Annotated in this window: 15 protein-coding genes and 1 pseudogene; 4 read left to right on the forward strand and 12 right to left on the reverse strand. The window is 57.9% G+C overall.

What is annotated here, in order from left to right; genetic code table 11:
* The 5 genes from ACTJKE_RS06450 to ACTJKE_RS06470 all read right to left on the reverse strand — a co-directional run bounded on the left by ACTJKE_RS06450 (position 1) and on the right by ACTJKE_RS06470 (position 7,047).
* A complete protein-coding gene (locus tag ACTJKE_RS06450; protein WP_440691458.1) occupies positions 1–2,208 on the reverse strand; it encodes a Mu transposase C-terminal domain-containing protein in 2,208 nt (735 codons plus the stop codon).
* 41 nt (positions 2,209–2,249) lie between these two features.
* Positions 2,250–2,822, reverse strand: coding sequence for a hypothetical protein (locus tag ACTJKE_RS06455; RefSeq protein ID WP_440691460.1), 573 nt, complete (start codon positions 2,820–2,822; stop codon positions 2,250–2,252).
* Between the two features lie 57 nt (positions 2,823–2,879).
* Positions 2,880–3,704 (reverse strand): hypothetical protein, encoded by an 825-nt coding sequence (locus ACTJKE_RS06460; protein WP_440691462.1) that lies wholly within the window; start codon positions 3,702–3,704, stop codon positions 2,880–2,882.
* 857 nt (positions 3,705–4,561) lie between these two features.
* Entirely contained in the window at positions 4,562–4,726 is a 165-nt protein-coding gene (locus tag ACTJKE_RS06465) for a hypothetical protein (protein WP_440691464.1), read from the reverse strand.
* A 1,595-nt stretch (positions 4,727–6,321) separates the two neighbouring features.
* Positions 6,322–7,047 (reverse strand): hypothetical protein, encoded by a 726-nt coding sequence (locus ACTJKE_RS06470; protein WP_440691466.1) that lies wholly within the window; start codon positions 7,045–7,047, stop codon positions 6,322–6,324.
* 246 nt (positions 7,048–7,293) lie between these two features.
* Between ACTJKE_RS06470 and ACTJKE_RS06475 the strand changes: the two genes are divergently transcribed.
* The 4 genes and pseudogenes from ACTJKE_RS06475 to istB all read left to right on the forward strand — a co-directional run bounded on the left by ACTJKE_RS06475 (position 7,294) and on the right by istB (position 12,928).
* The gene (locus ACTJKE_RS06475) at positions 7,294–8,019 is read left to right on the forward strand and encodes a hypothetical protein (protein WP_440691468.1); all 726 of its coding nucleotides are present in this window, start codon (positions 7,294–7,296) and stop codon (positions 8,017–8,019) included.
* A gap of 2,075 nt (positions 8,020–10,094) precedes the next feature.
* Positions 10,095–10,640 carry a hypothetical protein gene (locus ACTJKE_RS06480; protein ID WP_440691470.1) on the forward strand — a complete coding sequence of 182 codons (546 nt, stop codon included), beginning with the start codon at positions 10,095–10,097 and terminating at the stop codon, positions 10,638–10,640.
* A 54-nt stretch (positions 10,641–10,694) separates the two neighbouring features.
* Positions 10,695–12,252, forward strand: a pseudogene (istA, locus tag ACTJKE_RS06485) (IS21 family transposase).
* Complete coding sequence (gene istB / locus ACTJKE_RS06490) at positions 12,194–12,928, forward strand: IS21-like element helper ATPase IstB (protein ID WP_440691472.1); 735 nt, start codon at positions 12,194–12,196, stop codon at positions 12,926–12,928. Before istA ends, istB begins: the two are co-directional and overlap by 59 nt.
* A gap of 414 nt (positions 12,929–13,342) precedes the next feature.
* Here istB and ACTJKE_RS06495 read toward each other — a convergent pair whose 3' ends face one another.
* The 7 genes from ACTJKE_RS06495 to ACTJKE_RS06525 all read right to left on the reverse strand — a co-directional run bounded on the left by ACTJKE_RS06495 (position 13,343) and on the right by ACTJKE_RS06525 (position 21,290).
* On the reverse strand, positions 13,343–13,840 hold the full coding sequence (locus ACTJKE_RS06495; RefSeq protein ID WP_440691474.1) for a hypothetical protein: 498 nt from the start codon (positions 13,838–13,840) through the stop codon (positions 13,343–13,345).
* A gap of 147 nt (positions 13,841–13,987) precedes the next feature.
* A complete protein-coding gene (locus ACTJKE_RS06500) occupies positions 13,988–15,424 on the reverse strand; it encodes a ThiF family adenylyltransferase (RefSeq protein ID WP_440691476.1) in 1,437 nt (478 codons plus the stop codon).
* Positions 15,421–15,837, reverse strand: coding sequence for a hypothetical protein (locus ACTJKE_RS06505; RefSeq protein WP_440691478.1), 417 nt, complete (start codon positions 15,835–15,837; stop codon positions 15,421–15,423). The genes ACTJKE_RS06500 and ACTJKE_RS06505 overlap by 4 nt, the downstream gene beginning before the upstream one ends.
* A 2-nt stretch (positions 15,838–15,839) precedes the next feature.
* Entirely contained in the window at positions 15,840–16,532 is a 693-nt protein-coding gene (locus tag ACTJKE_RS06510) for a multiubiquitin domain-containing protein (protein ID WP_060521642.1), read from the reverse strand.
* An 87-nt stretch (positions 16,533–16,619) separates the two neighbouring features.
* Positions 16,620–19,964, reverse strand: a complete 3,345-nt coding sequence (locus tag ACTJKE_RS06515) for a UvrD-helicase domain-containing protein (RefSeq protein ID WP_440691480.1) — start codon at positions 19,962–19,964, stop codon at positions 16,620–16,622.
* Positions 19,965–19,968: 4 nt separating this feature from the next.
* A complete protein-coding gene (locus tag ACTJKE_RS06520; protein ID WP_060521640.1) occupies positions 19,969–20,529 on the reverse strand; it encodes a hypothetical protein in 561 nt (186 codons plus the stop codon).
* Positions 20,529–21,290, reverse strand: a complete 762-nt coding sequence (locus ACTJKE_RS06525; protein WP_440691482.1) for a hypothetical protein — start codon at positions 21,288–21,290, stop codon at positions 20,529–20,531. Before ACTJKE_RS06525 ends, ACTJKE_RS06520 begins: the two co-directional genes overlap by 1 nt.
* Positions 21,291–21,351: the final 61 nt, after the last annotated feature.

Here is a 21,351-nt window from a genome sequence, read left to right on the forward strand (position 1 = left end):
TCACTCTCCCGTGCTGTCGTAGGAGTTGTCGAGTGTAAGGCCGCCGATGCCCTCGGAAGTAACCGGATCATCATCGGAAGGAAGCTCGCGCGGGTCGAGCCAGCCATCGGCTTCGTCTTTTTCCGCGGTCTGCTTTTCCTTGCGCAGGTCCTTGAGCGCAGGCAGCCCGGTGATCCCGACCGCCTCGTAGAATTCGTCGGACAGCACCATTTCCTGCACGAAGTCCTCGGGCAGCGAGCTTGCCTTGTTGGTGATCTTGATGGGGAAGTTGATCTTCTTCTCCCAGGCCAAGTAGACGTCCTCGGTAAGGCCCTCGTGGGAGAGACCGGCTTCGATCTTCATCATTTCCCCATGGGCGGCCAGATCCGCCTTGGCCTTGCGCAGCGTGGGACGGGAAAGTTCCGCCGCCTCGAGGTTCTTCTTGCGCAACTCGCTGCACGCGGCCGACCAGGCCCAGTAGCTCATGCCCTGGAACTCCTCGTGGACCGCCGGGATCGACACCCAGCCGTCGCCGTCCCAGACGGATACTGCTCCGAGGTTCTGCCGGTCGATGCGGACCAACACCTCCGGGTTACGGCGGCGACGACGGATGTGCTGCAGCTCCCGCGACTGGTAGTGGATGCCGAGATAGCGAATGCCGTTTGCCGCGATCATTCGCATCACGTTGATGCCGAAGATGTGGCGACGACGCTCCCCCGTCGGCGGCGGAGTGATGCCGAGCTTGCGGAGGCGCTTCCAGGCATTGCGGGGCGTCTCGCCATTCAGGCCCGCGTGGGGTGTGTTGTGATAGACGTCCACGAAGAACCGGGTCAGGTGAGGCGCAATCTCGTCGAAGGTCACGCTGGCCTCTTCGTCGGGATTGCGGTCACCCTTGGCTTCGATCGAGCCCCAGGTGCGGCCGGTGAGCTCCTCGAGCGCCTGGGTCGAGCAGGTGCGGAAGAAGCGCTCGATCGTACCGCGCGCGGAAGCCTTTCCAGCCGGCGGCAGGAACAACGTCGCACCAAGGTCAGCGACCGTTACGCGGAACGCCGTCGCCGTGTACCAAGTCGCGGAGTCCACCGCGATCGACGAAGGCGTGAGAGCGAATTCCCAAGGATCGATGCAGCCGTAGGCTTTGGCGATCGCGGTCTTGTCGATCGTCGCCATTTCGAGCGTGCCGATCGCAGTCGTGCGGGAGGGCGCCTTGCGATGCACCCGGAACCCCAGCAAACAACGCGAAGCCAAGTCGATGATCGCCGTCATCCAGAGCGTGATCTTAGGCACTCGCTCCTTCTGTTCTGGGGTCAGCGTTTTCCAGAAAGGGGACAACGACAGCAAAGTGCGAAGGTCGATGCGCCATTCGTCCATTTCCGTGCGCTGCCCGAGGCGAACGACTTCCTGCCCCCGGTGGATGGCGTTGAACTTCCGGCTTGCCGCCTCCTCACCGTTGCGCCCAAGTTCGATGAACGCGGGAGGCAGGTCATTGACCCGATTCTGGAACGTCTTGAGCGACGGAACCTTGAGCTGCTTGTCCGCCGGTCGCTTGGCGTTGAGAAGGTCGATGGCGTCCTTCATCTTGCCGTGAAGGCGATACATCGGAAGGCGCGCGTCTGTTGCGTACTGCAACGTGTACTCACGCAGGAGCCCTTCCACTTCAGGGTCGAAGTAGGTGTTCTTCTGGCAGCGGCCACGGCGGCAGACGAGCGAGTGCGGGTTCGGATCGCGCTCATAGGTCCGGATCCAGTTGCGAAGAGTGCGCCAGCTGGGAGTAGCGTGCTTGTTCTTCCACGTCTTGCCGCTCTGGATCTCCTTGAAGATCTTGGGCACGTAGATGCTCATGCTGTTGTCCGAGCGCGTGACTTTGGGGTTTTCCGCTTGCCAGCGAACGAAAGTTTCCGCGAACTGAGTCTTGAACAGTACTTCTTCCTGGTCGTTGACGTCGTCGAGGTCGCCAACGAATGTCTGCGGATGCATCGCCGCCCGTGCTCCTTTGGGGAGGTAGCGGCCCGGATAGTAGACCAACGGATTGATGGGATCGTCGAACATCTCCTTCATCTGCTCGTCCGTGAAACCAACGTGGATGTCGTTGGTCAGGTTCAGCAACAGGTGTCCACCGGGCTCCGCGGAAACGAACTTGAATTCGTGGCCGAAGCGGGTGAAGCCGTCGCCGTCATTGAAGACGAAGATCGGAACGATGGGCTTGTTCGGTTCAAAGATGGAAAGCGTCATGTTAGTCTCCTTGGGAGTTTGGGAATGGGATTGAACTGGCTTTAGGAACGACCATGGCGGACTACGCGGAAGCCTTCAGCCTCCGCGATCTCCAGGATGCGGGCGATGAAGTCCGATGCTTGCGGCATGCGAGCACGGTCCTTTTCGAGAGATCGCATGCGTTTGGTTTGGCGGTCCCGAATGCGCTGCATGGAACGGGCCAGCGAGCGCTCAAGGCGTACCCGGCGCTGGAACGTCCTCACCGAAAGCGTGATTACGCGGGACGGACATTCGCAGTCGTTTTTCAAGCCGCGGAAAGCATGCACGGCGGTAGGGCGATTGGGCTGGAAGATGGCGTCGATCCAGCGCTGCTGCCGTGCCTCGAGACCGTGCTGGTCCTGATAGGCCGCAAGCCACTCACGAACGACGACGGGTGGCGTGGCACGTACAAGCTCCAAAGCCCCCTCCCACGCGTCCTCTAGCGAGCACCCCTGCCAGAGCAGGGCAACCCGGAAGGCCTCTTGGAGGATGTCGTAGTTCGTGGCGTTGGGCGTGTGGCCGCTGTTGTGGAACTGATAACACACGTCGAGCTTGAGGCGACGGAGTGCTTCGAAGGTTTTCGTAGGCGTGCGCATGGGAACTCCTTTGCGGTTCTGGAGTAGTTGTCGGCAGAACTGGTTCGATGACGTGGGTCAGTTCCGGAGATGCACGACGTACGCGTAAGGCGCGTCGCGGAGGGTCCGGTCGGGGTAAGTGAGCTTGAGAAAGCCGTCGTAGATCAGGCACCACATCGCATTCATGGCTGCGGCGAAGTCGGGAAAGCGGTTTACGACCTCGTAGATGCGGAAAATCCCGGGAACGTCTTCCAGGAACGTTCGCAGCTCTTTGCAATCGGCCTCGTTGCGATGGCGGCGGGCATGCACGATGTGCTCGGCGTTGTCGCCGCGAGCGATCGTGAGGTTTCGTTCGGTGAGAATGAGCGCCTGATCGGCAAACCCATGCAGGTTCGGCTTCACCCGCGCGATGATCTCGCGGATTTCGCTCTTCGCGAGGAGATGGCTCGGCTTCACGGCGATGGCCACGCGACGTCCGTCCGCCAATGTCGCGCGATAATCGAACGTGTGCTTGCGGCAGACGCCTTCGGCATCAGGGTAATGGACAGCCGGAGGCTGGTCCTCCAGGTGCACGACGTCCTTGTTTGCCAGGAGCATCATCGCGCAGCGCATCTCGTGCGTGCTTTCGAAGCCGATCGCGCGCTTGCTAACCGGATCGACAATGTAGCCACGGGAATGTCCTTTGGTACGTTCCGCGGGCTTGCGGGTTCCCGTGGATTTCTTCGTGGGTACCCACTTCTTGTAGACAAGTGGCTGCCCGTCCTCGTCTACACCCTCGACGATTACGTCTCGTCCGGAGGAAATCTCGTCAGCGACGAGATGCTCGCGGGCAGTTTTGATGTTGTCACGATCGATGCCGGCTTCACGGTCTTTCATGAAGCGGAGGATTTGCTTGGCGTTCATGGTCGTGGCCTTTGCTAAAAGGAGATTGAGGACGGGGAGCCGATGCTCCTGGACGGCTCGCTCGGGCCGCCGTTTGGGTTTGGGTGCGAGAACGGCAGGTGATTGGCGGTCCAGTGAGGCGCTGCGAGAACGCTCAACGTTCTCTGGTGGGCACCCACGTGAACGGCCGTGCTCAGGCCGAGCCCTGTGCCCGAGGTCGAAGCGCGCGCGCCGACTGTCGGGCATGGAAGGAAGACTGGGAGGACCCGGTTTCGCATCCGCGTTTCTGTGTGTGTAAAGCACTGTGGTGTTCCTCGAATTTGCGCATAGCTTCGCCATCCCGCATTCCGAAGGCGGGCCGAAACGTTGCGTCTGAGCAACAGTCGCGCGAGCGCAAGCGTTCGAAGGAGGGTGGACGGCTAGCCCCGATCGGAAGCGTGCTCGAAGGCAGTCGGGCGCGGATATCCGATCCAGCGCATGGATGCGCGTGGTCAGAGGTGAGCTTGGGCCGTTACTTCTTTGAACGAGAGCGATCGCGATCCGCGCGATCGGCGAGCAGCGGGCTACCGAGCCATAGCTGCACGATCACGCTGACGGCTGCGTATTCGCAGCCTCGCGCGAAGGTCGCCGGATAAAACTGGTCTGCGATCGTTGAGGAAGTGACACATACTCTTGCTCCGGATATGGGCCGTCGATGATCCGATGTCCGATGCACCAGCCAAGGTGCGGCCATTCAAAGGTTAGCGTAGCCTATGCAGGTTATGCTTTTCATCGTGATGCCTTCCGGTCGTCCACCGTCTATCGTGGCGGATGTCACTCACGCAACAATAGGCATATGCAGGTAAACCGAAAGTTAATCACGTCCCGTGGACCGTTGGTTACTTGGTCCTAGATAAGGTAGGGATAGGGCCGCCAGGTTTTCCGAAGTGTTCCGAGAAGAAGAACGGGTCTTCCGGAAACTGTTCTGCAAGATCATCGAAAGTCTGCTCTTCGGAGTAGACGTCGATATCGGCGAGATGAAGTATCAAGGTTTGCTTCTTCATTTGCATATCTATCTCCATCGGCTGGATGCCGAGTTCGTTCGCAGGCTTGCTGCGAAGCCTTGTTGCGATAGTATGAGCCCTTGAAGACAACCAGCGGTAGGCACCCCAAGGGCGCACTTCGGCGGCCGCGGGTCCGCCGGAAATGCCGGCGCGCGCTTACTGACCGTTTTCCGGTTGATTTTTCCCGTGCGACGCAATATATACGGATTGACGCGCGAGCCTTGGACTCGAGAAGGTGCTTAGTGCCTTTCCGGTTCGAGTGTCTGATGGGCACACAGAAACCTCGGTTTGGGTGTGCGATTAGTCATCCCGACAGATAGCCGGGGTGGTCGTGTTTCGGAAGGCGGACGTCGTTCTAAACTATCCAGCCTCTCTAAAAAGGGTCACTCGCCAAAAGTGGCCCTTTTGCTTATTCGGAGCCGGCTTCCTCTTGCGAACCCGCCGCCCGATCCAACAGATTTAGAATATTTTCAGCGGATATAGAAGAGGGTTGGCGTCAACAGCGCCTCCTTTGACTGCTCGGTGCATCGTTCACGGAGCGAAAAACGACGCCTATCTTTACCCCGAGCAGAGGACATAATAGGCAGGCACGGGCGTCCATTTTGTCTTGCCGATTTTGCCGCAAAAAATGGTCCGGCCCGCGATCGTAGCTCAACTATGACGAATTCCCCTGCCGAAGCAGCGGTCCCGCGTCGGAAAAACCGCAGCTTTTTCTGATCGCTTGTCGAAGTCTTGATTTCGTTATTCACGTCTGGATTCGGCCGGCGGCATCGATGTCTTGCATCTGATCTCCACTGACGCTCGGTTCGCGCAGAGGACGGCGTCCGAGGTGTTGCCGCGATGATGTCTTTCATTCTTCATCGCGGCGGCGTGACGGTTCCCCGCAGATTCCGGGCTTCGATTGCGCGTCACGCGTGATTACCTGCTCACCGGGAAAAAGGGTTGGAGTCTTTCAATTTCTTCGGGCGCGGCCGCGCGGGCTATGGGCGGGGCGTGTCATTGGACGTTGTAATCGGTATCTTGCTTTTTTCACCCACACGTTATCTGCGGGCCGTTTGTCCTATGCCGCCGGTGGCCGACACCCTTACGTTGAGCACGTTCGATGCTCCGAAGGGGTTCGCCGCTATCCGCGGCCCGGCCTTTGCATCGTCCGTCACGCCGTCGGGACCGGCGAAGGCGCCTTAATATCCGGGTAACTGAAAAGCGTTTCGCGCAACGAAAAATGCGGGTCGATTTGAGGAAAAATTCGCTCAAAAAAAGTTCAAGACGCACTCGCTCGGGGCGTGAAAACAGGCGTCGTTGATCGAAAACGAGAGCTCAAATAAGGCAGAAGAAAGGCAAAAAACGGCGATACCCACCTAAGATAAGGGTGACTTTGAAGTTCGGCAGTGCACAGATCGAGGTCTCCTAAAAAGGGAAGGACCTCGCGCAGCATGATCAGAACTGCTCCGCATTGTAGGCGACGTGGGGTGGGGCCGTAGGCTGACCCATTTGCCCGAAGGCTGGAAAGCAGGCGGCGCTATCAAGTTCGGACGACTCTAAAACAGCTTGCGGCTCGTGTGACAATTTCGTCCGCCATTCGCGGTAATCGGTCGCTACGCAGCTTCATGCCGCCATTGGCTGGTCATCCTCAAGCTTCGCTCGATCCTCGTTTTGGTCGTGAACAAATCCTCCTCGATGCTCATGATGTCCGGTTCCCTCTGGGCAATTCTGAACTCTATCATCCCCAACAGGCAGTCTCTGATCTCCGCGAAGACCTTGTCGCACCGGCTCCAGTGATTGTGGCTGCCGTGCTTCGCCCATTCGACCGCGCATGCCAGCAGCCGGATCTCTTCAACCGACTTCAGCGTACGGTAGTCAAACCTGGAAGTCGCCGCACGGAGTTCACGCAGCTTACACTCCGCCGTCCGCTCGAAATACATGGGTGTACACTCGAAGGTCGCGTCTTCTTCCGCCAGTTCTTCCAACGCCTCGCGCGCTTCTTCGCTATCGTCGATCAGCGGACAGAATTGCGGGGAGAGGAACGCGTCGACCACTTCGGCTTCGGCACAGGTCGGCGCTTCCAGGACAGGGCCCTTGTCGTGAAACCAAAGATGGCGGTATCCGCCCTCGACAGCTTGCGTCCAAAGTTTCAACTGTTCAGGAGGGAGAAGGTCGCGCGGGGCGGACGATATATCCCGTGCGGTACTGGCCTGAAACAGGAAGCCCGTACCGTACGAAGTCACTCCAAGCCCATGACGATGCCTATCGTATCGATGAAGGACGCTGACACCGTCTGCGGATAGATGAAACAAGCTTGCTTCCAATATATTCGTGAGCATCGGGTCCCCTCACAGCTTTTCTGGCGTTCGTGTTAATAAAAATTGTTCTGTCATTGTGAGGCGGTGTCAATATAACTTAGGAGGGTACCTTGAAAAATTTGCGGCACTAAGCATATTAGCCCGTCTTCATGGAAGTTTGCTTCGATTGACCAAAAAAGGAGTTGCCAGGGGCAACTTTTCAGTTGCCTACGTCTCATTTCCGGAGAACCATAAATGTAGACAACCGCACTTAGGCTCTCTGAATTCATGACACACACAGACAACGCTACCTGCAAAAAAATGCTCGTGACGAGCACCCGCCACATTTCCGAACGAACCATCTCGCTTCTCCGGGCAACGGATCCGTACGACTGGCCATATGGAGGAGGGCCGATTGGCAAATCCGGCTTCTTCTATAAGTCGACGAATCGAAACGGCGGTTATTTGCCGTCGGATCTCTTTACAGTGCTCTCCTGGGCTGCAGACAATGAATTCGACAGCGTGACGTTTTCAGACACGGCTCCGGTCATCGAACAGTTCGAAGTGTATCGAGAGCCAGGCTCATACGGAGATGAGTTGATGTCGGCGAAGACACCCCAGCATCTCAAATTCCAGCGCAGCCTATACGACTCCGCGCTAAGCGCGTTGAGCGTCGGTGAGCTTGCGTTCGAAGTATCGCCGGAGAATGTTGCGTTCGCATTGACCGCAGGGCTGGAAACAGTGGACCAATATCTCACTGCGCACGAGGACGAAGGTTTGTGGAACATCCCATTGCCAAGCCTGCAGTGGATCGCCGACGTCGCAACCATCTATTTGGACAAGCGTAACTACAAAACGGGGACGTGGGACGAAAGCATCGCCGCCGCCGGCCAGCTCCATCGGATGCTGAACTTCGAGCTTGAGCGGTCAAAGAACTTGCCACTTGACCCGCAGCAGCGGATCATCCGTGGCCTCGCCGAACAGATCAGGTTGTTCCTTCAAGAGCCTCTTTAGGCGGATATTCGCGGTGTCAGAGGCGGTTACTGCGCGTCGCGCGGATATCAATTAGTGTTATATTTCCGACAACCACTAGAACTTGGCTTGCGGCCGACGAAATCCCGAAGGACGATAATGGTCATAGACCGTTGATGGAATTCTCGTCGTGAAAAAGTCTCGTAACATTCGTCTTGGCGGATATACGCTTCGGTTTGCTCCGCCTCCGCCTCCGCTTCCGTTGCCCGTTTCTAGCCCCGAGGCACGCGCGGCAGTAGATGCCTTTTGCAAACATGTAAATGAGCTTCCAGTCCAGGCGGTTGAGATGCTCGAAGTGTCTGACACGGGTATCAAGTTTCGCAGACGTGCGGGCCGGGTTAAGTCAAGCGCATTCTGCGCCGACCTTGGCCTTCACGGAACGAAGGCAACTTCTGAAACCGTCGCGGCGGTCTTTCAGCGAAGCGATTTGCGGACAGACCTTGAGCACATGTACGACGCAGTTCAGGCCCATAACCTCTCCGAAGCAAAGTTTAGGGCGAACATGATCTCCGCTGCCGTGTATGTAGAGGCAAACTAGAGCGTTCGCATTAATGCGGCACTGTGAGATGCCCATGAAGAGGGCAGCGCCGCTCCAGGGTGCCGGCGAAATTGCCGGTGCCCGCCAATATTCGTTCCGCCATCGAGTTGTGACCCCGTTTGACGTCAAAGCCCTGATGTCAACCGCCTGACATCAGGGTTTTGCTAGTTCAGTGAACCTCGGGCAAGGCGCCCTCGTAAGCCCGGGCCGACTTCACGAAATCACGTACGGACTGCTCGGCCTGACGCATGTGGCGAGAAGGCATACGCGTATCGCCGTAGGCCTTGACCAGGAAGTACGCGAACTCAAGTGCCTCGCACTCGAGGGAATACCGATTACCCCGATTGCGTTCGCGGCAGGGAGGCCGGGAGCCAATGGCACCACGACCGCATTGCGCGAGTAGTCGCGAGCCGGAACGGTAGCGAGATGGAGACCATTGCGGTCGACTACGAACGCTTTCCCATCGAGCTTGCCGCAGTCAGTTTTTATGTGTGATATCCAAGTCTTTCTGGTGTCTATCTGCGTTCAGTTTTGCAATTTTTATGTAGCATCTAAATTTATTTCTGTTGATAATCTTTAATATGCGGAGATATTATATAGTAATATCCATTGTAGTTATTGGGTATACAAGCCAATGAGGTGTTTATGATTAAGGGAACTATTCCGCTGCGCGAGTACAGCGACGAGGAAATACGCTTTCATAAGTCGGAGGTGTTTCGGCTCTCAAGGGAAGCGGCAGAGGAGTTGCTGGTTGGTGCGCTAAACACGCTTAACCAGGAGCACGTACCTTCAGCTGAAATCAGGTTTAGACCGCGCCCGCGTCTCGAAGGCGTTCATGGCCAAAGGCTTCCTTCGTTGATGCCCACCAGGCGTATGTGGACGGCCTACAGTCGTTTGACGGGATCGCGCGAAGGGCTCGGGGTCCGCAGCATCTGGCAGATCTGACGGGCGCTCTATTCGCACTCATCGAGACTGCCAATAAGATTGCGCTCGAGGGCTGGGACGTGAACTGGAGGCAAAACGTCCAGTGGGCACTCCGAGGGTCACGATACGGGCTTTCCGACTATTCGCTCGTAGAGCGTTACGAAAACCTCCCAGACCGCACCACGCTATCCGAGCGCCTTGAAACTATTGGCGGTCCGATATTTTACAGGCAGAAACGGAAGCGCGAAAAGCTCGGCAAAATCACACCCGTCTTATTCGGCGGTGAGGTGGAAAGGGCCTACGGAGCGGTAATTCTGTCGCTCAACACGGGTGTAGGACGCCGCTATTGGAGCGACTGGATCGTTGACGAGCGAGGCGGGTGCTCCCGGCTGCTTTCGGACTAACTGCCACGGCGACGGGCGCATGATTGAGCGATGCGAGACGACGGTCAAAGCGTTGGAGCAAAACGGTTTTGTTAGTCGCTTCGACCGCTGTCTCTTGACGAAGTGCCACCGCGCGTGAGTGCTCTTGTTGCTGTTTGGGCCTACGGCTGAAGTGTCAAAAAGGTCAACGTTCCCAGGTCTCGAAGAAAACAATGCGCCAGCGATCGTTAGAAGGCGATAACGTGCGTTGCGCCAATCCGCCGGTGGCCTCACGATTAACTAACCGAGGCGAGGATACGCTGCATATGCAGGGCACAGATTTGACCACACGGGAAATAGAGCGAGCCGGACGGCTAGATCGCGAACTAGATAGCCGGCTTGGTGCCGTCCTGCCTCAGGCGATTGAAGCAGCAGATTACGCGTGGAGAATTCTCGCAACGGAAATCCAACGTCTCGGGTACTCGGTTGAGAAACCAGTCCCTGAGAATGAAACGTTGTACTGTTACTTCGACGCCATAAAGTGGGACGCGCTTGAGATGTCGGATTCTATTTACTGGTCGCTCTCAGACGAAGAAAGGGAGAAGGACGATCGGGACCTGGAAGATTTTGAGGCCAGCTATCTGCTTCAGGAAGATTACTCTGCGCGCATCAAAGCTCTCGCATTCTTGACGGTTGGCAAGAACCTTGTTTGTCCCGAATACTGTGTTCCGGCGTGCAAATTTGACCCCCTTGGCGGGGTAATCGGCGTCCAATTTTGACCCCCCTCAGATTTCATCTGACCATCCGGCTTTTTGCGGCGGATGGAGCGGGAGTTGAAGCGAGTGGATACGATTGCGCGTGTTCGACGGGCCTTCCATGTGCAGGGCTGGTCGATGAAGAAGATCGTCCGGGAACTCCACGTGTCGCGCAACACGGTACGCAAGATACTGCGTTCCGATGAGACAGATTTTACCTATGCACGAGAACGGCAACCGTTACCGCGGATCGGAGCCTGGAAGGCCGAGATCGAGCGGTTTCTGACGGCCAATGAGGGCAAGCCGTCGCGTGAACGGCTGACGCTGATCCGGATTTACGAGGAGGTTCGGGCACTCGGCTACGATGGCAGTTATGACGCGATCCGGCGATATGCCAAGACCTGGGTGAAGAACCGCGGAGCCGTGACGGCGGAAGCCTATGTACCGCTCTACTACGCGCCAGGTGAGGCTTACCAGTTCGACTGGAGCCACGAGATCATTCTGATCAACGGCGTGACGACGACCGTGAAGGTGGCGCATGTCCGGCTCTGCCACAGCCGGATGATGTTCGTCCGGGCCTACATGCGCGAGAGCCAGGAGATGGTGTTCGACGCACACGACAAGGCATTCGCCTTCTTCCATGGCACCTGCACGCGCGGCATCTACGACAACATGAAGACGGCGGTCGAAGCCGTGTTCGTTGGAAAGGAACGACAATACAATCGCCGTTTTCTGCAGATGTGCAGCCATTATCTGGTTCACCCGGTCGCCTGCACGCCCGCATCTGGGTGGGAGAAGGGACAGGTCGAGAACCAGGTTGGTCTCGTGCGTGAACGCTTCTTCACCCCGCGACTGCGGGTCAAAAGCCTGGAAGAGCTGAACGTCTGGCTGCTCGATAAATGCATCGCCTACGCCAAGGCTCACCGCCATCCCGAGCAGACCGAGCGGATGATCTGGCAGATGTTCGAGACGGAGCGCGCCAGCCTGGTGCACTATGTCGGGCCGTTCGACGGTTTCCACTGCGTTCCGGCCTCGGTGTCGAAGACCTGCACCGTCCGCTTCGACAACAACAAATACTCCGTCCTCTCGACGGCGGTCGGCCGCCCTGTCGAGGTTCATGCCTACGCCGAGAAAATTTTGATCCGGCAGGATGGCGTGAACGTCGGTGAACATCCTCGTTGCTTTGGCCGTGGCGAGATGGTCTACGATCCCTGGCATTATGTCCCTGTTCTGGCTCGCAAACCCGGAGCTTTGCGCAACGGAGCACCGTTCCGGGCATGGGTCTTGCCCGCAGCGATGGAGAAAGTGCGCCGGCGGCTGAAGAGCGTCCATGACGGTGATCGGCAAATGGTCACCATCCTCGGCTGCGTTCCCACCGACGGTCTGGCGGCCGTCGATGCTGCCTGCCAGGAGGCTTTGGAGCACGGCGTCTGCTCGGCCCCGGTGATCCTCAACATTTTGGCCCGGAGCCGTGATCCGGCTCCGACCGCAACCCTGCAAACCCCGGATGCGCTGCGTTTGACCCATGAGCCGGTCGCCGACTGCGCCCGCTATGACAGCCTCAGGAGGGCAAGCTGATGGAACGCACACAGGTTCTCGAACTGATGAGTACGCTGAAGCTCTTTGGAATGCGTAGCGCTTACGACGAGGTCATGGGCAACGGCATCAAGCGGCAGCACGAACCACCCCGCATCGTCGGCGATCTCCTGCAGTCGGAGATCGCCGAGAAGCAGGCTCGCTCCATTCGCTACCAGCTCAGCATCGCCAAGCTGCCGCTCGCCAAGGACATCGACGACTTCGACTTCACCAATACGCCGGTCAATGAATCCCTGGTGCGGGAGCTGTCGACCGGCACCTTCGTCGCCGATCAGCGCAACGTCGTCCTCGTCGGCGGCACGGGAACCGGAAAGAGCCACCTCGCCATTGCAATTGCCCGTGCACTAATCCGCAACGGAACACGCGGGCGCTTCTTCAATGTCGTCGACCTGGTCAATCGGCTGGAAACGGAAACGCGCAGCGGCAAGCAGGGGCGGACGGCCGACTATCTCAACCGTCTCGACTTCATCATCCCCGATGAACTCGGCTATCTGCCATTTGCCCAGGCGGGCGGCCAACTGCTGTTCCACCTGATCAGCAGGCTCTACGAGCGCACGTCGATCATCGTCACCACGAACCTGGCGTTCGGCGAATGGCCGACAGTGTTCGGCGACGCCAAAATGACGACGGCGCTCCTCGACCGCCTGACCCACCACTGCGAGATCGTCGAAACCGGGAACGAGTCCTGGCGCTTCAAGAACCGCTCTCAAAGCTAAAGCCGAAGACACCCATCACCCGCACTTGGCCTACCCTCTGCAACCCCGGCCAGCGCCGGGCCGGCCAAGCGCTGATCTACACCACCAGGGGGGGCAAAATTGGATGCCGATAAGGGGTGAATTTTGGACGCTGATTGACACTGAGCCGGCATAGGCGTCGCGAAGTGCGTCGGCCACGAGAGGCGGGAATGGCCGAGTAAGATACTCTTTCAGTGTGAGCAGCGTGTCAGCGTGACTGAGCGTGAGCCAAAGCCCTTTGCGCTCTCTCACGGCGGAGAACGGGATTTCTTCCATCTTGCGCCCTCCAAAAAGCTAAGCCGAGCAACGATATCAGAAGGCCGAGTTAGGGTGGGCTCACAGCGCGAGGTCGCAGGCTTCCCCACGCTCGGGGGCACCCGCTGACCTGTGGTTGTGTCAAACGTCCGGCGCCGTTTGATTCAAAGCCGCATCCCATTCTTCGATTTCCGTGTCGAAGCCTTGATTGGGCTCCAGATTGTTCTTGAAAATACTGTCGTCGGGAACGGGTCGGAGATCGCCCTTTGCCGCCTTGATGAGCGCGGCGACCTCCTCATGTGGCTCCCGGACGTACTGACGTTTGCCACCAATGTCGAAGGCGGAAAGTATACCGTCTTTGCGCTTTGACGGACCAACGGGCATCGGCCCGCTGGCTGCTTGGGCATTGAACCAAAATCGCTCGCCGACGGGTTGAGTCAAGCTGGAAAGGGTTGACAACTCAGCCTGCACCGCCGTTACGACCTCGGGCGGAAGCTCTTGCACGTATTCGGATTTATTCACATCGAGAAGCGTGTTGCCCAGGTCTTCATCGAAGCCCTTTATTGTTTTGCGAATCCGTAGCACTTTCGTGCCATCAAGCTCGAATTTCTGACCATTTGCCCAAGTGAATGTGATCATTTCGCCCTCCACCTCTTGGGGTTCTCCCGGCCGTACACGTTTGCAAGTGCAACGTGTATTAGAGAAACATAAAACTGCATCTCGGGCAAGCGGGGCGCTTTAACGGGGGCTCGCGTGCCGGGACTTTCGAGTCTTGACGCACTCCTTTTAGTCGATAATGGGTAGCGGCCAGTTCTGACCACGGCCAAACCGGGATTCGCGACCGCTACTGCAGTCGATGCAGTCGTCGTCTCGGCGAGGCGTAACAAAGCGAAGACGCCGTTCGAGCGGGCGAGCTTGTACGGTTCCCTGGAATGCTTCCGCCGCGGTCAGGCCCGTCATGTAGAATAGGAAGTCATTCGCGGCCTGCGAGGCACTAAGGCTATTTAGCGTTATCACACTCGGTGCAGAGGCATCGGCGCTGTCAACATAACGCTCTCTTTCACGCATTTCGGCCGAAGTGCTTTCCTCTCTGAGTTTGCGAGGGTCGATGGCTTGATTGCAAAGGAGGCAACCTCCAGCCGGCGTAACAAGCCGCGCGGCTGTATGGACGTTCACCACATCGCCAGTGATCTCTTCGACTTGTATCCGGCTTCCGAGCTGAACCCCTGGCACCAAGTACTGATGAACCAGGCTATTGAAGAGCAGTCGGGCGCGATGCCCGTCGGCCGCCAAAAAAATGTAGTCGCAGGTCTTGAGTGCATCGACGACAGCTTGGGTCTCCATCGAAGTGAAATGTCTCTCGACATGGGCACTCCGATTGGCGCGCTTGATAACTCTGCGAGAAAGGTCGACCTTTCGTGTGGCCAGCCTCGACCCCAGGCGTCGCAGCCACTCGGGACGTCCTTCGGCTGTGAGCCAGGACTTTGCATCCCATCCTGTCGCATCGACCAGCCTGGGGACGTTGCTGATTTGTACGCGATCAGGGTCGACGAGAACAAAAGAACCGACACCAAGCCTACCCAGTAGCTCAGCGAGGAGGGAGCCAACACCGCCGAGGCCGATAATGGCGACGCGGCTCTGCGAGAGGATTTCTTGGCCACGTTCCCCGAAAATCCGAACCTGTCGGTCATATCGTTCTCGCCTGACAGCATCGATGACGCGCGGGGCTGGCAGAAGCTCAGTCCGCCGAGGCCCGACGACGATCATCCGGCTGACGTCGAGGCGCTTACCGCCTGGCAACCAGATATCTCCGGCAACAGCTTCCTCGGCGAATACAAGAGACCCGACGGGCATACCCTCGACAAGGTCGAGAAGCGCGGGAAAACCCCGCTCATGGGATTCCAAGTCAACGTCGGAGAAGGCAACGCGGTTTCCCGGGCCATGATTGTGAACGGCGATGTAGACTAGCTTCTCGTCGCGACAACGCCGTGCCTGCTTGGAAATAAATGGTGCGATCAATTTGCGATAGCCGCGCGTTCCCGGCACCCAGTCCCTGCCTTCGACCGCCAAGACGACTTTGCGAACGGTCAGTACCGGGCCACCGGGCGTATGAATGAGGCCGGCATGCATCACGGCGCCATGTTCGTCGCCGTCACCGGGAAACAGATGCGCATGAAGCTTCGCGTACATTTCCGAAGAGACGCGGATTTCGCATTGGGTCATTGTTGTACCATCCATTTCAAAACAGTCTTGAGTTTGAGAAGCGGTGACTCGTAGGCAAACGATCCCCTATTTCGCTGCCGCCTTGAAACCATCACGGCGTCCCGGGTTTCTGTAGACGAGCCATCAGCGGGGAATCGCTGGTTGATGTAAAGTGGGCTTAGCAACGCCGTGCCGTCGATGCGGGACAGACTGCCCGTGACGTAAAACGGGTAGGTGTCGTCGTAGGGACAGGCATCCGAAAGATAAAAACCCACCCACGTTTTCGCTTGGTTGTAAGGGGGACCAAGCGGAACATCCTCGATGATAACGTTGGCCCCGCCGCCGGCGCTCGGCAGGACCTTCACGTCGCAATGGCGAAAGTGTTCGCGGATCGCCTGTATTGCCGAGGCGACGCCAGCCTTGAGTTCGGTCATCTTTAGCTGTCCTCATGGTGGTCGACCGCGCCGAAGCGCTCGCAGCCTTCAATGAAGGTACGGTCGTCGTCACCGATGATCTGGGTGTCGCCCCCGCCCGCCGGTTCCTCGTCGAGGGTGAAATCGAGTTCGATCCTCACCCCCTGGGCGATGGCGGCGGACTTGATTTCCAGCCCGGTCATCCACCCGCGCGGCAGGTTGATCGGGTTGCCATTGACGGTGACCTTCACAACGGGCCGAGCGACGATGCGCAGACGCTCGGTACCGCTCTCGCCAAGCTGGATTTCACCGCCGTCATCGACGAACGCGTCGGGTCTGTCCTCGCGGTCGAGCTTGAAGACCTGGTCTTCGCCGATTTCGCAAATCCTACGGAGATCCGCCTCGTCGATAGAGGCCTCGCCCCAGTCGAAGCCACGTCCGTCCACCGTCAAGCGGTAGACACGGTCCGCGTGAAAGGCGCGAAAAACTTCTTCGCCCTTTTCGCCGAGGTCGGTCTTACGCTCGAGATCCAGCGCGAAGGTGCGGCGATCGGCAATACGGATGAGGACATACTCGTCCGCCGGATGGTTGCCGGATATATTAAGGATTTCGCGCGTATCGATATGGCGATCGTCCGATACGTACTCGTTGCCGTCCACAGTGAAGCGGAATGCCTTGCGGGCGTCGGTGCGGCTTTGCTTTTCTACCACAGTCATTTTGCAATTTCCTCTTGCAAGCGCAGCGCCATGCCGGGCTTTCAAAGAGTCAATCGTTGGGCGTGGTGGATTCCGGAACGGTGTCCGTTAACTTTTTTGGGGAGCGGGGCAGATAAAGAAGTGTTTGCAGCGCGGGCACTGAAAATCGCTTCGAATAGCTGGGTACAACCCGTCTTCCATGGCTTTGACCGCATCTTTAGCCGCCGTGACGCGGTTGCCTTTTTTCACAGGTGTCTGATCGACGGGACCAGCGGTGCCGTCGATAACGTGGAAAGTCTCAAGACGGAAACGTGCGCCATACTCCATCTGCGCACCCTCCAGTAGCAGTGAATACGAGATCCTGTCGGCCTCAGACGAAGAACGCTTTCCGGAACGTACAACGGTCAGGGTCGGGCTTTCCGCGGGCCCACGCACAAAGTCCGCAGCAACGTTGATGTCGCGGCCGCGTACCGAAACGACGAACGACTTGGCCTTGGCCGCCGACAGAAGCGTCGGGGTCAGATTTCCTAGCATCCTCTCTACCAGGTCTCGGTATGGCTTCTCGAAGGGATGCCCCGGCAGTTTTGTCTCGTTCCAGGCCCGCTCGAAGATTTGCCGCATCTCATCGCTGGTTAGTGGTGCGTCCGCTGCACGCGCCGCGTCAACGACGGCAAGGATGCATCCGTGGGCCTGCAGGTATGCAGAGCGCGCCATCGAGCCACCGAGTCCTGCCACTCGATCGTAGAAGAAGCGTCGAGGACATCGTTCGAAAGCCTCTATGTCGGCGGCTGTCAGAGTTGCCGGGACGTCCATGTCTGAAATGGGTTCGAGGCCACTTTGCGGAAAGATCCTCCGCAGCGGGGCGGGGCCATGCGCAGTAGAGATGGGCAGACGATCAAGGAACTTCGACGGATTGGAGTTCTTTCCGCCCGACATAGAAGGGCGATAAAGCTTGAGATACGACTTTGCCCGGGATAGAGCGACGAAAAACAAGCATTCCTCTTCTGCTTCGTGCGCGTCGACCTCTACGTTCTCCGCGATCATGCCCGCGACCGGAGGGCAGGCGTCCGGTCTGTTGGCGGCGGGGATCGCGCGCCGGGTCAATTGCGGCAGGTGGACCGCGTCGAACTCAAGGCCTTTGCTGGCGTGAATCGTCATCAGATTCACCCCATCGATATCTTGCATCTCGTCGGGCAGTCGTCGAAGCTCACGATCGTCTGAGAGCAGGACCAGATGGCGAATGCGTTCGAGGCCGCGCACGATCGGAGCCTTGCTGCCCCGCAACGGCATGGTTCTGAGGGCCTCGATCAATTGGCGAACCGCGGCTCGGCGCACGTCGTCGGATGGCATCTGTCCGCTCAATACCGTTGCGACATAGTCGCTTCGATTGAATAGGTAATCCATCAGCACGAACCAAGGAGTACTTCCCGGACCGTAGCCAGCGATTTGGCTCGACAGGATTGCCAGACTTCTTAACGATTTCTGATCCACCCCCGTGACTTCGATCTGTCGATCAAGCAACTCCCGCACCGTGATTTCCCGCGACTTGGCTTCCTGGATCACCCGCGCGAGTTCCGGGGCACGAAGGCCATATTCGGGAAACCCTCCCACCCGGAACACGCTGGAACCGTCATGCACAATAAGGGAAAGCAGCGACAGGAGATCACGGACTTCGGGCCGATCGAAGAGGGGCCCGATGTACAAGACGGGGATACCGCGTGCCTCGAGTTCAGCCCCTAACGTCGCCAGAGTGCCATTCGTGCGGGCGATGACCGCTTGATCTCTCAACGGGACGCCTTCGCGTTCCAGTTCCCTGATGTTCCCTGCGAGCAAGTCGATTTCGCCAGCGGGATCCGCTCCAATCGAAGTTGACGGACGGCTTGGTGCCTCGCCGCGATAAGCTCTCAGGTCGAGGGGCAGGGCATATGCCGAGACCAGCATTCTCGCCCCGAAAGATTTGAAGGTTGAGACGATCGGCTCTGTCGAGCGGTAGTTCACCTTGAGTTGCCCGCGGATGCCCTGGGGGTAGTCCCGGGTGAAACGGGCCATGTTTCTACTTGAGGCGCCTCTGAAGCGATAAATCGATTGCCGTGCGTCGCCCACGACCCACAACCGCTCTCCTTCCCCTACGACCCCTTTGACCATCATGGCACTAGCGCGGTTGATGTCCTGGTATTCGTCGACATGAACCCATTTGAATTTGGCGGCGAGCAGCGCCTGGAAGGACGGGTCGGACTGCATTTTCACCGCGGGCAGGCGGATCAAATCGCCATAGTCCACGGCTTGGATCGACTCCAGAATTCTCTGGTAATGCCTATAGACGAGGGCCACTTCTTTGCATTTTTCGGCAGCCTTCCAGGCGGCGGAGTCGTTGCGGTCAGTGACTCGCATCATTTCCTCGGCCAGTTCGTAGTAATCGTCTGGTCCTACAAGTTCGTCTTTTGCCCTCGATATCGTCCTCAGGATGTCGCGTAGAGCCAGCGCCGGCTCAAACAAATTCTGCATGTGGACGATAGGGAGAGCGGGTAAGGCGTCTTCAAGGAGATTGATCGCCTCGCTCGTGTCGATGAGGCGCGGGTCTGGTGGGAGATTGAACCGCTCGTGATGCTTTCGGAGGAGTTCCAGACCAAAGGCGTGGAAGGTCCCCGTCCAGATATTGACCGCTTCCGGCCCGACAGCGCGCTCAACGCGGTCGGCGATTTCTTCGGCGGCCTTGTTTGAGAATGTAAGCGCCAGGACCTCGTCAGCGGTCGCATGTTTTTCGCCGAGCAGCCAAACGATGCGCTCGACCATGGTCTTGGTCTTCCCCGTTCCGGGGCCCGCCTCAAGCAGAAAAGGCGAGCCAATGTGCATCGCCGCCATGTGTTGGGACTCGTCGAGCTCCTGGGGCGCTCGCGCCACCTTTTGCTTTGGTTCTGCCGGCTCCGGCAACAGAAGGGAGTCTGCTAATTGCTGGTAGACCGTTTCGAGCTTCAGCCCTAAGGCAGTTGCGATTTCCGCCGCGCGCAGGCCTTCCTGAAAGAGCCGGCGAGCGAGTCTTCGCGGCAACAGCAGTTCCCGGGCGAAGGTATTGGCCTGGGCTTCGCGGCGCTCCCGTTTGCTATAAGCCTCAACGCGCTGCACAGGATCACCCGCACCGGGGGCAGCGTAGGCGCGCTCAATCCGGACCTCGTTCTCGAGGTGAATAACGAAATGGGCGATCTCGTGCGCAATTACCTCCGCCTTTTCGTCCGTGGGGAGGGCCTTTGAGACAAAAATCGTCTGGTATTTCCGCTTGAGGACGCCCAAACCACCCGCAAGAACGTCATCATCTGCCGCCACTTCGTCGACCGTCAGTTCCTGATCGGCGAGCGTCCGGATTAGGACCTCCGACGCAGTCATCTGCTGGAAGCGCGGATCTATCTTCTCTCTTAGTCGATTTGCAGCGCGTCGGACGGCGTTGATGTTTTCCATGGCATCATTCCGAAAGATCTAGCCACTTCTGCTTCTTGTCCTCCGGCATGGAAGTTTTGCGGATCGCATCGGCAAAAGAGAGCTTGGCCCGCTGGACGGGGGCTTTGTCAGAACGGAAATCCGATGCGGTCAGCGCCTGATCCTGCTCGAGAAATTGAAGTAGACTGGATGCAGTGGTTTTCAGTTCCTCGGCGAGTTTCCGGATTAGTATCAGGGGCAACGATGTGGCGTGAATGGCCCGTTCTTCAATCCTGACCAAAATGGACAAGGGAATATCGCATTTCTCCGCGATGCTCTTGAGAGCAGCAGGTCGCTGACTTTCGAAGGGATTTGCAGCGTCGATTTCCTGATCCCAGAGTTTGGAAAGGTCGGAACCTCCTTCGCCTGGCGGGATCGGAGGAGCGCCTTTTCCGTCGTCGTCCGCCAGCCACTCGATGTAAAACGCCAGGATGGACTCCCGATGTTCGGGATATCGCTCAATAGCGGCAACAACCTCTTGTTCACCAAATCCGTCGGCTTCAACAAGTTCAAGAAGAATGTCTTCAATGTGCTTGATTTTTTGCATTATTCCTCCTCGTTCGCCGAGGCTCGTTTTTCCGCATTGGCGAGAAGTTTGCGGATGCGTCGATCGGATATACCTAGTTTCGACGAAGCGGTGATTTCGTTGGGGTCGCTTGAGCTTTCCGCCAGTCCCTCCCCATGAACAGCGAGGACGGCGTCCCTTTCTCTGGGTGTCAACTGCGACAGTATTCGATTCAATTGAGCTGCGGCTTCACCACGAGGCATACTGCGGCCGATGTTGCGGAGATTTATGGCGTCTACCAAGTCACGGTAGCTTCCATCGTCGTTCTGGAATTCGACGTCGTTTTTCTCGATTTGGTCGCGCCGTCGCACTTTTCGGATTTCATCGAGTGTCCTGAGAATGATCACCTTCTTGAAGCAGGCTTCGAACACGTCGGCCTTGTCAGTCTCGGAGAAAAGCTCCTCGCGGAACCAGTCACAGACCGCTTGGCTAACGTCTCGAGCACGCTGTGGAGATAACCCCTCTGCTTGTTTGTAAGCCATGTATGATACGCGGCGACGCAACTCTTCCCAAAGCTCAATGAACCATTTTGTTTCTCTAGGTGGCCTGAGATGACGCATGACATAGACCAGGACCGCGCTCGAAACGGTACGCTTCTTGGCCACCAGATCATCGACCGGACGCTGTAGGACCCGCCGGAGTTCTTCAACTACCTCGGGGGCTCTGAAAAATAGCGTTCCGTCCTTCTGCCGTCGTGTTAGGGGCCGCAGGTCTTCGTCATTCTCGTCATCCGCATTTGCCATCTAGTCATTCCATCGTCTCGGGAAGCCGAATGCGGAACCCTGTCGCAAAAATGTTTTTGCC

Source organism: Ensifer sp. 22521 (assembly GCF_052044795.1).
Lineage (GTDB): Bacteria > Pseudomonadota > Alphaproteobacteria > Rhizobiales > Rhizobiaceae > Ensifer.

What these genes read in the sequence shown, in the direction of transcription:
- ACTJKE_RS06450 (WP_440691458.1), bottom strand. Translation starts at nt 2,208, where the DNA reads ATGACGCTTTCCATCTTTGAACCGAACAAGCCCATCGTTCCGATCTTC.
- ACTJKE_RS06455 (WP_440691460.1), bottom strand. Translation starts at nt 2,822, where the DNA reads ATGCGCACGCCTACGAAAACCTTCGAAGCACTCCGTCGCCTCAAGCTC.
- ACTJKE_RS06460 (WP_440691462.1), bottom strand. Translation starts at nt 3,704, where the DNA reads ATGAACGCCAAGCAAATCCTCCGCTTCATGAAAGACCGTGAAGCCGGC.
- ACTJKE_RS06465 (WP_440691464.1), bottom strand. Translation starts at nt 4,726, where the DNA reads ATGAAGAAGCAAACCTTGATACTTCATCTCGCCGATATCGACGTCTAC.
- ACTJKE_RS06470 (WP_440691466.1), bottom strand. Translation starts at nt 7,047, where the DNA reads ATGCTCACGAATATATTGGAAGCAAGCTTGTTTCATCTATCCGCAGAC.
- ACTJKE_RS06475 (WP_440691468.1), top strand. Translation starts at nt 7,294, where the DNA reads ATGACACACACAGACAACGCTACCTGCAAAAAAATGCTCGTGACGAGC.
- ACTJKE_RS06480 (WP_440691470.1), top strand. Translation starts at nt 10,095, where the DNA reads ATGCGCCAGCGATCGTTAGAAGGCGATAACGTGCGTTGCGCCAATCCG.
- istB (WP_440691472.1), top strand. Translation starts at nt 12,194, where the DNA reads ATGGAACGCACACAGGTTCTCGAACTGATGAGTACGCTGAAGCTCTTT.
- ACTJKE_RS06495 (WP_440691474.1), bottom strand. Translation starts at nt 13,840, where the DNA reads ATGATCACATTCACTTGGGCAAATGGTCAGAAATTCGAGCTTGATGGC.
- ACTJKE_RS06500 (WP_440691476.1), bottom strand. Translation starts at nt 15,424, where the DNA reads ATGACCCAATGCGAAATCCGCGTCTCTTCGGAAATGTACGCGAAGCTT.
- ACTJKE_RS06505 (WP_440691478.1), bottom strand. Translation starts at nt 15,837, where the DNA reads ATGACCGAACTCAAGGCTGGCGTCGCCTCGGCAATACAGGCGATCCGC.
- ACTJKE_RS06510 (WP_060521642.1), bottom strand. Translation starts at nt 16,532, where the DNA reads ATGACTGTGGTAGAAAAGCAAAGCCGCACCGACGCCCGCAAGGCATTC.
- ACTJKE_RS06515 (WP_440691480.1), bottom strand. Translation starts at nt 19,964, where the DNA reads ATGGAAAACATCAACGCCGTCCGACGCGCTGCAAATCGACTAAGAGAG.
- ACTJKE_RS06520 (WP_060521640.1), bottom strand. Translation starts at nt 20,529, where the DNA reads ATGCAAAAAATCAAGCACATTGAAGACATTCTTCTTGAACTTGTTGAA.
- ACTJKE_RS06525 (WP_440691482.1), bottom strand. Translation starts at nt 21,290, where the DNA reads ATGGCAAATGCGGATGACGAGAATGACGAAGACCTGCGGCCCCTAACA.